Here is a 15,144-nt window from a genome sequence, read left to right as displayed (position 1 = left end):
GACACCGACGCCGCGACCCTCGCCATTATGTGACCGCCGGTCACACGTCGGGGCATGGACGATCCCGTCGATCTCACACCGCTTCGTGCGATGATCGAACAGCGCGACCTGGACGGCTATCTCATCGACGCCGACGGATCGAACTCGGACCAGCGGTACGTCTCCGGGTTCACCGCACCGGACCCCTATCAGACGCTCGTCACCCAGGATGGAGTTCATCTGCTCGTCTCCGGGCTCGAGTTCGGTCGCGCGCAATCGGATTCGGCGGCGGACTCGGTTTCCCGGCTGTCGGCGTACGATTACCACGACCGCCGGGCCGAACACGGCCGGTACGAGGGAATGATCCGCACCCTCGAGGCCTTCCTGGCGGACCACACCGTCGACACGGTCGCCGTTCCACAGGAGTTCCCGACGGGAACCGCCGACGGGCTCCGCGAGCAGGGCGTGACCGTGACGGCCGAAACGGAGGGTGTCGTGCAGAAGATTCGGGCGACGAAGACGCCGTGGGAGGTAAACCAGATCCGAGCCACCCAGCGAGCGAACGAGGCGGCCATGGCGGCCGCCGAAACCCTGATCGCGAGCGCGGACGTGGAGGACGGGGTTCTCGTCCACGACGGCACACCCCTCACCAGCGAGCGCGTCACAGAGGAGATCGAGATCACGCTGCTTCGTCACGGCTGCGGGCTCGACGAGACGATCGTCGCCTGCGGTGTCGACGCGGCGGACCCGCACAATCGCGGCAGCGGTGAACTCGCGGCCGACGAGTGCATCGTGATCGACATCTTCCCGCAGGACAAGGAGACGGGCTACGCCGGCGATATGACGCGCACCTTCGCGCGCGGCGACCCAGGCGAGGAGGCAAGACGGCGATACGACGTTACCAAGGAAGCCTACGAGGCCGGCCTCGAGGCCGTCGAGGCAGGCGTTACCGGTGCCGCCGTCCACGACACCGTCTGTGACGTGATCGAAGACGCCGGCTACGAAACCCTCCGCAGCGATCCCGACACCGACACCGGATTCATCCACAGCACCGGCCACGGCGTCGGGCTCGACGTCCACGAGGAACCCCGCGTGTCGCCAAGCGGCGGTGAACTCGAACCCGGCCACGTCGTCTCGATCGAACCGGGCATCTACGACCCTGCGGTCGGCGGCGTCCGCATCGAAGACCTCATCGTCGTCACCGAGGACGGCTACGAGAACCTCACCGACTACCGCGTCGGGCTCGAACCGACCGCCGAGTAGCGCCGCCGGGCCGAGCGATACCGCGCCGAGTTCAGCGGCGGCCGATCAGTTCGAAACGGTGACCGTCTGGCGTGCTAATCGATCGAACGTCTTTTGCAACGGCGGCAGGTAGACCCCACCGATGGACGTACTGATCGTCGGCGCGGGTGCGATGGGGACCTGGTTCGGCAGCGCCATCGACGCCGACGTGACCTTCGCCGACCTCGATCACGACGCCGCAGTCGCGGCGGCCGCGGCCACCGGCGGTAGCGCTACCGTTCTCGAAGACGGGACTGACACCGCCGTCCAGGGCACCCACAACGCAGACGATGCCGACGCCGGTGACGAGAAAGATACCGGCAACGACGACGCCTACGACGCCGTCTGTCTCGCCGTCCCGATGACACACACCACCGAAGCGATCGCCGCCCACGCCTCGCAGGCCGAGCGAGCCGTCGTCGACGTATCCGGGGTGATGGCCACCCCGATCGAGGCCATGCAGCGCCACGCGCCCGACTGCGAACGCGTCAGCCTCCACCCGCTGTTCGCGCCGGCCCGCGCCCCCGGTTCGATCGCCGTCGTGCGCGATGCCGACGGCCCGGCGACGACCGCACTCCTCGACGCGCTCGCGGCCCGCGGCAACGAACTCGTCGAGACGACCGCGAGCGAGCACGACGACGCGATGGAGACCGTGCAAGCGATGACCCATGCGACCGTCCTCTCTTTCGCCCTCGCGGCCGAATCCGTTCCGGACGGCTTTGAGACGCCGATATACGAGCAGTTACGAACGCTCGCCGAGCACGTGACCGCCGGCACGCCCCGCGTCTACGCCGATATCCAGGCCACGTTCGAGGGAGCCGAGCAGGTCGCAGCGGCCGCCGACGCAATCGCCGACGCCGACGCTACTGAACTCGAATCGCTCTACCGGGACGCCGCGGCGCAGTGGCACGAGGACACGACCGAATCGAGCGACGGACAACCCGTCGCCGACAGCAAAGCGGAGGAGACCGACCGATGACCGACCAACGCGAGGCGATCCGCTCGAACGCGAAGTACCTGCGAAACGTCCGGCCGATCGATCCCGACGAGATCTGTGAGTACGTCGAGGGAAACCCCCATCCGGCGGTCGTTCGCCAGCACCTCCGCGAGGACGCACCCGTCCTCGGCCTGATCGAACGCGAAGACGGAACCTTCGTCCCCGTCTCGGACGACCCGGTCCGGCCGAACCGGGAGCCGGTTCGCGAGTTCCCCGAGCGCTACGCGCAGGCGCTCGAAAATTTCCTCGTCGATCGCTACGGCGTGAACTGGCACGCAGGCGCCGCGGGCGACCTGCTGCGCTCGACGATCCGGCGATTCAAAGCACACTATCTCGAGCGCCGGTCCGTCACCTACGACGACGACGTGGCGGCGGGCTACGCGATCTACCACCTGCCGGGGTACTACGCCGCGATCCAGTACGCGCTGGACGACCTGGCCGAACGGGGTCTCCTCGGCCGGAACCTCCGCGTGCTCGACGTCGGAGCCGGCGTCGGCGGCCCCGCGCTCGGCCTCTGTGAGTACCTTCCCGAGGACGCGCTCGTCGAATACCACGCCGTCGAACCCAGCGCCGCCGCGGATGTCCTCGAAACGCTGCTCACGGAGACGGGGCAAAACGTTCACGCGACCGTTCACCGGTCGCCGATCGAGGATATCGATCCCGCGACACTCGGGTCGACCGACGGCACAGCCGAGTTCGATCTCGTCCTCGCGTGCAACGTCCTCAACGAACTCACAGCACCGACGACCGTCGCTCGCTCGCTCCTCGACGCCCTCGTACCCGACGGCACGCTCCTCGCGATGGCTCCCGCCGACAAGAACACGAGCATCTCCCTTCGAGAGATCGAACGCGAACTCGAGGACGAGCGGGTTCGAGAGCCGAGCGAGTTCAGCGCGCTCGAATCCGGTGGGGACGATACGGCCGACGAGGCAGCCGACGAGGCGGACGGCGACGGCGAGACCGCCGACCGCCGTGGCCGTGGCCGCGGTCGCGTCACCGTCTACGGACCGACCGTCCGCCTCTGGCCGGGCGAGCGCCCGTCCGATCGCGGCTGGTCGTTCGACGTGCGCCCCGATCTCGCCGTCCCCGCGTTCCAGCGCCGACTGGACGAGGCGACGCCCGAGGATGACGCCGAGCACGCCCCCGGCGAGTTCGTCAACGTCGACGTGCAGTTTTCGCACTCGCTGTTGCGCCTGGACGGCACGCGCCGCATCGATATCGCACTCGAGACGGACGACTGGGCGAAGATGGCCGAGATGGAACGCCACGTCACGAACCGGGTCGACCTCGTCGCGGCGAAGGTGAGCCGCTCGCTGAGCGGGGCCGCCGAGTCCGAGTACGGCGAGAAACCGAACCCGCTGTTCAAGATCAGCGACGGCAGCGAGGCCGTCGACCACTACGCCGTCCTCACGTCCGAAACCTCGCTCAACCGGCCGTTGCTCGAGGCCGAGTACGGAGAAGTGTGCTCGTTCGAGCAGATTCTCGCGCTCTGGAACGACGACGAGGAGGCGTACAATCTGGTCGTCGATGAGGACACGATCGTCGATCGGATCGGCTAACGTCGCGCTAGCGACGCCACAGGCGACCGAGACGAGCAACCTCTCCGAAACCAGAGTCCTTTTCGCTCCAGCCTCCGACAAAACCGCTATGAGCGACACCCTCGAGATCCTGCTCACCAACGACGACGGGATCGACAGCGTCGGCATTCGCGCGATCCACGACGCCCTCGTCGAGCACACCGACGCGAACGTCACCGTCGTCGCGCCCGCAAGCGACCAGAGCGCCTGCGGCCGGTCGATCTCTCACGGCGGCGAAATCGGCCTCGTCGACCACGAACTCGGCTACGCCGTCGAGGGAACTCCCGCCGACTGCGTCGTCGCCGGCCTCGCCGAACTCGGTCCCGACCCGGATCTCGTCGTCGCGGGCTGTAACAGAGGGGCCAACCTCGGCGAGTACGTCCTCGGCCGCTCGGGCACCATCAGCGCCGCCGTCGAAGCCGCCTTCTTCGACGTTCCCGCGATCGCCACGTCGATGTACGTCCCCGTCGACGACACGCCGCTTCGCGAGATCGACCTCTCGACCGACGACTTCCGCGAGGCGCGTCGCGTCACGACCTACCTCGCCGAGTACGCCCTCGACGCCGGCGTCTTCGACCACGCGGCCTACCTCAACGTCAACGTCCCAACCCCCGGGAAGCGGCCGGCACCAATCGAAATCACGCGCCCTTCGAAACGCTACGAAATGGACGCCGAAGCCACCGACGGGTCCGTCACGCTCCACGACCGCGTCTGGGAATCGATGGATCCCGACACGATCCCCGACCCCGACGGAACCGACCGCCGCACCGTCGCCGAGGGCCGCGTCAGTATCTCCCCGCTCACCGCCCCCCACTCGACCAACCACCACGAAACACTCACTGAACTCGCGGAGACGTATCACGACCGCGTCGCGACTGCAGACGACTGAGAACAGTGTTGTTCGTTCACTCGCCCAGCGTTGTTCTGTCTTCTCGACCAGCTATCACAGTCGGCCCGCTATCCTGTCTGGTACTCGAAGTGAACGATGAACGACAGCGATCAGGTGGCGGGGAACCGATCACGCCAGTCGTGAACGACACACATTCCCATTGCTCGGGCAGAGCACAGATATATAACCGATAGGACAGAAGAGTATGTTACTGACGGATTTCCGCGACACACTGCCGTGAGGGTGATCGACAATGGTATTCAGCACACTCTGGGCTCGCCTCTCGTCGCTCTGGCAGGGGGACTCGGACGACGAGCGTTCGGCGAGCGAGTCCACGACGGGAACAACTGACGCATCGACAGACGAACGCGAGGACGAGACGTTGAGTTATGCGGAGGAGATCGAGTACGGCGTCGATGAACGCGACCTCCCCGACGAAGACAAGGTTCTCAGATTGCTGGTCAAGCGCGGTGGCCGCGTCGACGAATCGACTGTTCGCGAGGAAACCGGCTGGTCAGCGGACCGGCTCGAAGCGGTGATCGACAGTATGGAAGACGACAACCAGATCAGCGCGATCACGGTCGGCCGGAAACGCGTCATCTGTCGGCGCGGGTTCGAGCCGAAGGGGTATCGGTCGCACCTCGGCGAATAACTCGAACCGGTTTTGGCTGTGGCCGTTTCTGCGTTCCAGTTTCACCACCACTCGAGTTCAGGCTGCGGGGTGATCGCGCTGCTGTGCCAACGCTTGCGTTGATCGATCAGCGCGCGAGAGAATCCACAATCGAGACCACTCAGAACCGTGGATCGAATCAACGAACGCGGTCGCGGTTGGACGGGCCACACGTCGGCGTATGCATGCCAAATTCATATTCACTGAACGGTCATCTATTCGACCATGCTAGAACTTGCACTCATGTTTTTCGTGATTGCAGTCATCGCAGGCGCGCTCGGCGCAACCGGTATCGCCGGGCTCACGATGACGATCGCGAAGTGGCTCGTGATCGTGTTTCTCGTCCTCGCAGTCGTGTCGCTGCTGCTGTGACGAGCACAACACCCGCCACGTAGCTTCAGTTTCTGGCGGAACCCGTTCGTAACGCCGCATAGTCGAACTGGCCAACGAAGCGTCTCGTGTGCGATTCCAGCAGTAACAGGGAGCCCGCCACAGTGTTCTGCGCCGCGGGCTCTCTGGTCGGCAACAGACTGCTTCCCACGATAGTCTTCCGAATCGATAAGTATTCGCCAGCCGAGATTCAGGACGAACGTACGTTCGTCCGGATATGTCTCACACACCTGCCCTCGACGGCACACTCCACGTCCTTCCGTTCGATAGCGACTCGCTCGCGACCCGCGTCGCCGATATCTACACGACCGCACTCGAGTCCGCGGACGGCGACCCGCGAAACGTCCTGGTCCTCAAACGCCTGCCGACCGGCATCGACGAGTTCACCGCGGCGCTTCGCGACGCCGCCGAACTCGAGGGGCGACCGAACGTCAAGTCGCTCCCGCGACACGCCGGGATGGTACTCGAGGAGGCCGAGCCGGAAATAACGCGGCTCGGCTACGAGGAGCGGATCGAGTTCCTCGCGCGGGTGCTCGATGGCTTCGATTGGTCGCCGTACTTCGAGCGGGCGAGCGAGCACGACTCGTTCGGCCGCGACGTGGGACAGGTGTTGCTCGATGCGACCTGGAACGGCGGGTTCGACGTCACTCCGGACGCGGAAGCGGCTGTGGCCGGCACAGACGGCAAGCGGGAGCAGTACGACGCGTATCTCCGGGAACTCGCCGCCGTCAACGACGCGTTCCACGAGCGCCTCGCCGAGCGCGACCTGCTCGAACAGGCCCAGACGATCGAGCGGGCCATCGACGCGCTCGACCGCACGGCGATTCGAGCGCAGATCGAACGCGAGTTCGACGTCGTCCTCGCCGTCGAGTTCGAGGAGTGCGGTGAACTCGATCGGGAGTACCTGGCGACGCTGACGCGGAACGTCGACTTGCTCTGCGTCGGGGAGGAGCACGCGAGTATCGAGCGCACGAAGACGGAATCTGGTTCCGTTCGCGAACTCGCACCCGCGTTGACCGTCGTCGACCACACCGACGAGTCGAACGCGGAGACGACGCCCTCGGTTCCCGAGATCGAGACCGAGACCGGGACTGAGACCGAGATGGCCGGTCGGGCGTTCGGATCGTTTCTCGCAACCGGCGGCGATGGCGACCGGAACGGCACGGTTGCTGGTGACGGGGCCGACGACGGCGACGGTACCGATAACACTGTGAAATCGGACCCCGCTACCGGAGCCAACGAGAACGAGGCGCACGCACGCCTGATCAGCGAACCAACCCTCGACCAGCAGGTCGAGGCGGTCGCCAACGAAATCGAGTTCTTGCGAGCGGAACACGGCTGGGAGTACGACGAGTTCGCTGTCCTGTTGCGCCGCGTCGGCAATCCGATGCCCCGCGTTCGGCGCGTGCTCCAACACGCCGGCGTTCCGACCGCCTCGGCCGGCGTCAACGGCCTCGAACAGGATCTCGCCGTTCGAGAACTCCACGCGCTCGCGCAGTACCACATCGACGACAGCGAGCGGGCCTACGACCTGCTCGATGCACGAGTACCTGAACTCGACGAGAATCTCATTCAGGAGTGTGTCGTCCGGAACTCGGTCGCCGAGAGCCTGAAGCGCTGGATCGTCACAACCGACCTCAAACGGCGTATCGCGGCGGATACAGAGCCCATCGACGCCAGAGAGCAGTTCCGGAACGTCTCCAGGCTCCTCTCGATCGCCGAGTTCGTCGACGGACAGGACATCCTCGCCGGCGACTGGATCCAGTTCGTCACGATGCTAGAACGCGCGATCACCTACGACGCGCCCTACGCCCACACCGCCGCGGTCTCCGTTCCCGAGGGCGGCGTCACCGTCGGCGACGTGGGACTGCTCAAGAACGACAGCCGAACGGCCGTCTTCCTGCTCAACGTCGTCGATGGCGAGTACCCGGGTGAGGAAACCCTCTCACCGCTGTTTCCGACCGCCTGGATCAAACAGATGGACGGCTATCCGGCGGTCACGAACCCCAGTGCGGCCGACGTGGCGGCGACGTACGCGACGGTCGAGGCCGCCGACATCGCCGGCAACGCGTTCGAACGCTACCACGACGAACGCGCACGCCGACAGCTCGCCATCGGCGCACGAGCCGCCGAGGAGCAGCTGTACTTCTGTACGTACCGCCAGACGGACGGCTCGACCGGCCGGTTACAACACCGCTCGCGGTACCTGCACGCGATCGAGGACTGCCCACACCTCCACGTCGAGGAAGTCGCCGGCGTCGGCACCGATCGGGACATCCACACCCTCGGCAGCGCGTCGACCGAAATCCTGGCCCAGCCCTGGGCCGAACTCGAGCGCATTCAGGCCGAGGCCAGCACAGGCGGCGACGTCGAACTCGAGTCGACAGAAGAAACGCTGGCTGCAATCCAGCGCGTTCTCGAAACGCGTGAGACGGTCGACTCCCGGTTCGAACGCGCCGTCGAGACGCAGTTCGATCTCGCACGCGGCGCGGTTCGCCCGGCCGCGGGGCAACGAGAGCCCCAAACAGAGACAGAGACTGGAACTGAGACGGTGACGAACGATGACTGACCCCAACTCCGACGCGCCGACGAACGCCGAACCCGCCACCGAGACGACCGCCATCACCGCAACTGAACTCGCGACGCACCTCGTCTGTCCGCGCCGGTACGAGTTCACGTTCGAGCGCCCGCTGTCGGCGCGGGAGGGGAGTCGTGATCGAGTTAGAGCGCGTCGTCGGGAACTCCTCCGGCGGCCGATCATTGCCGGGTTGCGCGCGGATGGTGACGCAGCGGCCGACCGCGTCGATGCCGCACTCGAGCGGTTCGAGCGCCACTGGCACTCCTCGCGGGAGTCGTACCTGGCCGACGAACAAGAACGGTACGACGAAGGGGCGGTCAGGGCTGCGATCGAGGCCTATTTTTCGAACGGTGGCCACGACCATGCCGAGCGACTGGTCGACGCGGATACCACGCTCGGCTACGAACGCGACGGGGTTCGATACGAGGCTGCCGTCGACGCCGTCGTCAAGCGTGACCGGGGGTATCTCGCGATCAGGTACGTGCCGGATCTAACCGGTATCTTACACGTGAGTTGGTCCGACAGCCACGTCCGGGACTTTCTCGACGGCCGGAAGTACTACCCGCGCCAGATCGGCAGCTTCGTCAGAGCGGGCGTCGCGATTCGCGGGCTCAAAGCCGATTTCGGAATCGATCTGCCCTGTGACTTCGCTTACGTCGCACCGCTTGCGGAGAGTCGACCGGCCTACGAGTTCGCATCCGAATCCGAATCAGCGTCCGAACCTGGCGTCCACGTCGATATCGCACACCGTCACTTCGAGGACGCATACGAGGAAGAGCGGTGGGATCTCGTCGAACTGATTGCAGACCGGGCCGCAGCGATCCGCGCCAGTGAGATCGATCCGCGGGAGCGGCGCTTCGATGAGATAACGGCCACCGCCTGCGAGTACTGCGCCTATCGCGACGCCTGTCCCGACCACCTGGCAGCCGAGGTTTCGTTCGGCGACCGGCCGCGTTCGCGCTCGCAGTCGCGGGTTTCGGGGAACACTGACGACACGACGGAACACGGACAGAAACAGGATTCCATGGACGCACCGACGGGTGACGACTAATGTCGGACGACAACGCAACCGACGGTGACGCTACCGCGGAAACGGAGTTCGAATCCCGATCACGATCCGCGGAGCCGACCACCGTCGAACCCAAGGGTAACCAATCGGCTGTTATCGCCGCCACCGGCGGCGCGCACACGGTCGAGGCCGTCGCCGGCTCCGGCAAGACGACGACGATGGTCAAGCGGCTCCGGGCCGAAATCGAAGACCGCGACGTTGCACCCAACCGCTTACTGGTGCTCACCTTCGCGAACGAGGCCGCACACACGATCCAAGCGAAGCTCCGTGACGAACTCGGGCCACAGGACGCCTTCGACATCGACGTCTATACCTACCACTCGTTTAGCTCACAGCTCCTGACGGAGTACGCCTACCACGTCGGCGTCTCTCCCGAGTTCGAACTCGTCACTGAAGCAGATCGTCCGCAACTGATCGAATCCGTTTACGACGAGATCGACTTTTCTTTCGTCGCGCCGGGCGCGCCCTCGGCGGGCGGCACGAACGAGGGGACGCTCTCCGAACTCACGTCGTTCATCGAGTCGATGCGCCGCGAGGCGATACAACCGGCAGCCATCCGCTCGTACCTCCCCGACGACGACGCGCTACGAGACCTGCTCGGCCTCGTCGGCGACCTGACGCAAATGGCACACGATGTCATCAACGTCGACGCGAACGATATCATGTGGGCCGACGACGAACTCGCCGAGCGGTGTGACCGGCTGTCGGTCGTCTACCGCGCCAAGGCTCGCGAGTTCAACGGCGACGGTCCCGTACAGACCGCCGTCGGAACCCACCTCGAGGCGATGGCCGAGACGGCAACCCGCGCCGCCGACCACCTCCGGACGGCAACTGAACTCGAGTGGCAGGACTACCGGCTGCCCGAGGCGATGTTCGAGGGGGAGACCGGCCCGCTCACGTCAATCACGCAGACGCCGATGGGGCGGCTCGAACACTTCGTCCACATGCTGCGGCGGGTGCGAGCGTTCGTCGGTGCCTACGAGGCATACCTCGACGCGCTCGAGGAGCGCAATGCGTTCGACTACGATGAACTGATCCATCGAACCGTCTCGCTCCTGCAGGACGAGACCGTTCGCGGGGACATCCTCGCGGAATGGGATGCCGTCTACTGCGACGAGTTCCAGGATACGGACGAGTCACAGCTCGAACTGGTCGAGGAGTTGCGCGACGGCCTCGACATCATGGTCGTCGGCGACAGCGACCAGGCCATCCACGAGTGGCGCGGCCAGGACCCCGAGAACATGTCGAACCTCCCGGCGAGCTTCGAGGAGATCGGACTCGAACTCAACTTCCGATCGCGGCAGCCGATCCTCGATCTGGCGACGAATCTCGATCCCGAAAAGGACGCTATCGAGGCGTACAAGGAGCCGAATCCGCCGAACGTCTTCAAAATCGATAGCGAGGGCGAGCGCACACCCGCCCAGGTAAGCACGACGATTTCCCACCTCCTTACGGGTCGGTTCGAGGACGTTCCCGGCCGCGATCTCTCGGATATCGCCGTTCTCGTCCGGCGCAACCAGAACGCCCGAGATGTCGCCGCGCAACTCGACCGGGACAGCATCCCCTATACGCTCTCGAGCGACGCCGCCGGTGATCTCGGGCACGGTGTTCGGACCGTCCTCTCGTACTTCCGGATTCTCGTCTCGCCGGACGACGACGTGAGTTGGCAGCGCGTCCTCCTGCACCTCTATCGGATTCCGGAGGCGGACATCGATACGCTGTTGACCGCGGGCGAAACCGTTCCGGAGGGATACGAGGCGCTCACGAATACGGACACCGCGCTCGCTCGCCCCGACCGCGTTCACGAAGCGCTTGCGGACTACGAGCGATTGCGGTCGGTTTCGACGACGCACTCCATCTCCGAACTCTACCGTCACTTCAAGCGCGAGACGCGGATCGACTGGTTCCTCCGCGAGAGCGACCGGGACGCGCTCTCGAACGTCGAGCGCCTGATCGGCGCGTTCAACGATAGCCCGGTTCAGTCCGGGCTCACACCGGCGTTCGTCGACTACCTGGAACGTCAGGCACACCTGCTCTCGGCCGACGACGAGACGGCGACGAGCCCCGGCTCGCAGTCCGACGACGCCGTCGACATCATGACCGTCCACCAGGCCAAGGGCCTCGACTTCGACACCGTCTTGCTGCCCTTCCTCACCGAATCCGAGTTCGGCCACATCACGCTCGAGAACTACCAGCGAGACCTCTACCGCTACGACGTACTCGTCGACGACATCCAAGGCGAGTTGGACGATCCGCTTCGAGCCGACTGCAGCGACGACCAGATCGCAGAGGAGTGGCGCGTCCTCCACGTCGCGCTCACACGGGCCAAAGAGCGTCTCTTCCTGTTCGGAAACGATGTCGAAGACGCCGGTCCAGGCGCCGATCTGTTGGATACCCACCTTCCCGACGAGACGAGTAACACTCCGGTTCACTGGTCGGCCGAGGGGCCGCGACTGCCCGTCTGGGACGCACTGATGGACAGCTACGACGACCTCGCGGATCGAACCCCTGCGGCCGTTCGGGACTCCACCGACGCCGTGAACCGCGGCGTGGACGAGGACCCCGGGACGATCACATACTACCAGTCCAAAGTAACGACCGAACAGGCGCTCGAAACCGTCCTCGAGTTCGCCGACGCGGTCGTCGCCGGAACGCTTGCGGACGACGACCCCGAGACGGACGCCGCAAACTCGCGTTTCGCCGACGCGCCACTCGGTGGGACCGTCGACGCCGAACTGGCGCGCCAGCACAGCCACACCGCACTCGAGGCCGTTCGTAACTGCGAGCGAAAACACGTCCTCGATCACGTGGTCGACGCATTTCCCGATCCAATCACCGGCACAGCAACGGAATCCACCCGCACCCACACCCAGGCCGACGTCGGATCGCTCTTCCATGCCGTCGCCGAACTCGCCTACTGGCGCGACTACGACGACCGCGACGACTGGCGAACGGCGTGTACCCGCCTCGCCCAGAGCCGTGATCTACGGCCCGCACTCGAGCCAGCGCTCGACTGTATCGACCGGTACTTCGAAACCGACGGTTCCCGCTGGCCCGCCGTCGGCTCCGAAGTCCCCATCACCGTCACAGACATCCCGGACGTGGCGGGCGATGTCACCGGATACGTCGACACCGTTCGCCGACACCCAGACGGTGGCCTCGCCGTCCTCGACTACAAGACGAGCCGAACGCGAAACGAACTCGAAGAAAGCCACCAACTGCAACTCTACGTCCGAGCCTGTCGAAACCGCTTCGACGATCCCATCACCCACGCCGGCTACGTGTACGTCGGCGAGGCCGGTCCGGCGACAGAACTCTTTGCGGTTTCAGAGTTGGAGCCACTGTGGCCGGACGTTCTCGACGATTTGCAGGCTGCGGACGACTCTACGTTCGAGAATGCAACCCCCGGTTCGCACTGCCGGTTCTGCGAGCACCGCTCGCTCGGCTGTCCACAAGCCGAGTTCAGCTACGAGGACGAGTTCCGCGTCGATCGCCGGTGAGCCGTTCGTGCCGGTAGCGAGTTCGTCGTCGAGCACAAGGCGTGTGAGCCGACGCCCGCCCGATATCGAGTATCGGACCGCGTCACCGTCAGCTTCGGGGGACTCGTGATCCGTCTCGACAGTTGCAGTGTTCCCCGCACCGGTACAACGTCCACCCAGCCGGTTTCTCGACCGCCGGCAGTGAACTCGATTCGCCGATCCGCGGCCCGTCGGCGGCGCTTCCAGCGTCGGTGCCGAATCCACCGACGTTGAACTCGGCCAGCGCCCGACTGAACCGTGCCGCCGGTCAGCGACGGGAGACGATATCCTCTCTATAGTGCACTTTTTAGCCGCCGAACGCGTAGCTCCAGTATGGCCGCGTTTTTATCACTCAGTTCGAAGTACGTTCTCACGCACATCGACGATGCGACGTTTGGAATCGCAGTGGCCGAGGCCGGATACATCCTGCTCTGGATCTTCCATGCGATATACCGCGGCAAGTAACCCCAATCTCTTTCGAACCGTTGCACCACCGTGCTGAACTCGTCGGGAGTGAGCAATCCAACGCGTTTGCACAGTCGACGAGTTCGAAATCGCAAACTCACGCCTTCTCGTCTTCGTTGCTACTTTTGCCGTCGGAGACCGTACTGCGAGTACAGAGGCCGACGCCTATCAGAAGGAGAGTTGTTGACCTTCCCGTCGTTCCCCAATTGCAGGTGGCGTCCGATCGGAGTAGTACTTCCGGCCGATAGCTCGGCTGTCAACCATGTTGAACACCGCTTGCCGCGCCTCGCTCGGAGATTCGTACGTCTCGTTCGCGAACGAACCGAGGATCTCGCGGACCGATTCCGTCCCGTTCGGGAATTCGATGACGTGCTGACCGTACTCCTCGACGAGTTCCTCGTTCGTAATCGGATACGAATGCCCCTCAATCTGGCCGGCTAACTCACCGAATTCAACACCAAGCTCTCGGTGTGGGATGCTGTTGTAGTCTGTCATCGTCGATCCGGGATTCGTACACCACTGATTCATAAACGTCTATGGGTACGTCAATTGGAGTGACTACCTCGCTACTCGTATGTACCGCGCGTTTTACTAGTGATCTGCAGAACTGAATGACGGATCGCTACTGATCAGTCTCACCGATGATCGCGGTCTCGGACTCAAACCTCACTGCCCTCGGTAATAGCGTCTCGGTGAGAGTGTTAGCTCTCCCTGAGTGAACTCGTCGAGACCGAGCAAACCGAAGCGGTTGCGGTATTGGGAAGTTCACGACTGAACGAGTAATAGGACGTGAAGGAGTGGACTCGCCGGGATTTGAACCCGGGGCCTCTTCCTTGCGAAGGAAGCGATCTGCCACTGATCTACGAGCCCTCGCTCGTTTCTAACCCCGGTTTGTATTTGTAGCTTGTGTTTTGTCGAGAGAAGCTGCCCGCTAATGTGGGTACGATACTGACACACAATGAGGTCAGACAACCGATCGGCTGGCACCCGACTCAGAGTTCACGTGTAGAACGCGGGTGCGGCCGGCGAGCAGGCCGAGCAAGAAGCCGGTGAAGTGAGCGATCAGGGCGACACCCGGCGCGGCGGTGACGAGCGTGACGGTGAGTGCGAGGCCGACGAAGACGAGTATCGTCACCCACTGTGGTACGTCGATGATTGAGGCAAAGCTGGCCGAAAGTCTGTTTGACGTGAGCAGATAGCCTAACAGCGCAAAGACGGCTCCACTCGCGCCGAGGACGGCCACCGGAGTGCTAGCGAGAAACGGAGCAGCCGCGGCGAAATCGGTGAGCAGCACCTGTGAGATGCCGGCGATCGAGCCGGTAACGAGGACGAATGCGTGAAACCGACCTCGTGTCGTTGCGCGGGCAACAGGCCAGCCAAAGACGAGCAGTGCGAGGCTGTTCGAGAGGAGATGCCAGATGCCATCGTGCGCGTAAACGCTCGTCACGATCGTCCACGGGTTCTCCGCAAGCGGCGGTGCGAGAATAAACAGCCCGGCCATCGCTCCGACGACAGCTGTGAGTCCCTGAATGATAAAGACAAGCCCGAAGATAACGAGCACTTCGAAGATCGGACTGCTCGAGCCGGCAGTCGAATCTGACGGCGGGCTAGAACCAGTGTCGATACCCTCGGATTGTGAACTCGACCGTGCACTGGACCGTGGTCCAGGTCGCGACCGCGATCGGTTCGCCATACTGATTCTAGGACGGAGAGCGATAAAAGTCTGCACGC

The 15,144-nt window shown here is 64.4% G+C and carries 12 protein-coding genes and 1 tRNA gene; 10 read left to right on the top strand and 3 right to left on the bottom strand.

Features of this window, described 5'->3' with window-relative positions:
• Nucleotides 1-54: 54 nt before the first annotated feature.
• From C484_RS08785 to C484_RS24610, 10 genes are all read left to right on the top strand, one after another.
• Nucleotides 55-1,242 carry a M24 family metallopeptidase gene (locus C484_RS08785; protein WP_006825579.1) on the top strand — a complete coding sequence of 396 codons (1,188 nt, stop codon included), beginning with the start codon at nt 55-57 and terminating at the stop codon, nt 1,240-1,242.
• A 121-nt stretch (nt 1,243-1,363) separates the two neighbouring features.
• Nucleotides 1,364-2,239: a prephenate dehydrogenase/arogenate dehydrogenase family protein gene (locus tag C484_RS08780; RefSeq protein ID WP_006825578.1), complete on the top strand. Its 876-nt coding sequence runs from the start codon at nt 1,364-1,366 to the stop codon at nt 2,237-2,239.
• Nucleotides 2,236-3,816 (top strand): small ribosomal subunit Rsm22 family protein, encoded by a 1,581-nt coding sequence (locus tag C484_RS08775; protein ID WP_006825577.1) that lies wholly within the window; start codon nt 2,236-2,238, stop codon nt 3,814-3,816. The genes C484_RS08780 and C484_RS08775 overlap by 4 nt, the downstream gene beginning before the upstream one ends.
• A gap of 88 nt (nt 3,817-3,904) precedes the next feature.
• Entirely contained in the window at nt 3,905-4,723 is an 819-nt protein-coding gene (gene surE, locus C484_RS08770; protein ID WP_049915198.1) for a 5'/3'-nucleotidase SurE, read from the top strand.
• 253 nt (nt 4,724-4,976) lie between these two features.
• Nucleotides 4,977-5,375, top strand: coding sequence for a helix-turn-helix transcriptional regulator (locus C484_RS08765; protein ID WP_006825575.1), 399 nt, complete (start codon nt 4,977-4,979; stop codon nt 5,373-5,375).
• A 243-nt stretch (nt 5,376-5,618) separates the two neighbouring features.
• The gene (locus C484_RS22220; protein ID WP_006825574.1) at nt 5,619-5,765 is read left to right on the top strand and encodes a DUF1328 domain-containing protein; all 147 of its coding nucleotides are present in this window, start codon (nt 5,619-5,621) and stop codon (nt 5,763-5,765) included.
• A gap of 235 nt (nt 5,766-6,000) precedes the next feature.
• A complete protein-coding gene (locus C484_RS08760) occupies nt 6,001-8,352 on the top strand; it encodes a hypothetical protein (RefSeq protein WP_006825573.1) in 2,352 nt (783 codons plus the stop codon).
• Entirely contained in the window at nt 8,345-9,412 is a 1,068-nt protein-coding gene (locus C484_RS08755; protein ID WP_006825572.1) for a hypothetical protein, read from the top strand. Before C484_RS08760 ends, C484_RS08755 begins: the two co-directional genes overlap by 8 nt.
• Nucleotides 9,412-12,930, top strand: coding sequence for an ATP-dependent helicase (locus C484_RS08750; protein WP_006825571.1), 3,519 nt, complete (start codon nt 9,412-9,414; stop codon nt 12,928-12,930). Before C484_RS08755 ends, C484_RS08750 begins: the two co-directional genes overlap by 1 nt.
• 351 nt (nt 12,931-13,281) lie before the next feature.
• Complete coding sequence (locus tag C484_RS24610; RefSeq protein ID WP_275040120.1) at nt 13,282-13,413, top strand: hypothetical protein; 132 nt, start codon at nt 13,282-13,284, stop codon at nt 13,411-13,413.
• A gap of 168 nt (nt 13,414-13,581) precedes the next feature.
• On the opposite strand, the gene C484_RS08745 is transcribed toward C484_RS24610, so the two are convergent.
• From C484_RS08745 to C484_RS08735, 3 genes are all read right to left on the bottom strand, one after another.
• Nucleotides 13,582-13,908, bottom strand: coding sequence for a DUF5789 family protein (locus tag C484_RS08745; protein ID WP_049915196.1), 327 nt, complete (start codon nt 13,906-13,908; stop codon nt 13,582-13,584).
• A gap of 303 nt (nt 13,909-14,211) precedes the next feature.
• Nucleotides 14,212-14,283: transfer RNA gene (locus C484_RS08740), tRNA-Ala, on the bottom strand.
• A gap of 94 nt (nt 14,284-14,377) precedes the next feature.
• The gene (locus C484_RS08735) at nt 14,378-15,106 is read right to left on the bottom strand and encodes a rhomboid family intramembrane serine protease (RefSeq protein WP_049915184.1); all 729 of its coding nucleotides are present in this window, start codon (nt 15,104-15,106) and stop codon (nt 14,378-14,380) included.
• Between the last annotated feature and the right edge of the window lie 38 nt (nt 15,107-15,144).

It is taken from the genome of Natrialba taiwanensis DSM 12281, assembly GCF_000337595.1.
Lineage (GTDB): Archaea > Halobacteriota > Halobacteria > Halobacteriales > Natrialbaceae > Natrialba > Natrialba taiwanensis.
The sequence above is the reverse complement of the archived record's forward strand: the minus strand, read 5'-3'. Positions and strand labels throughout refer to the sequence as shown.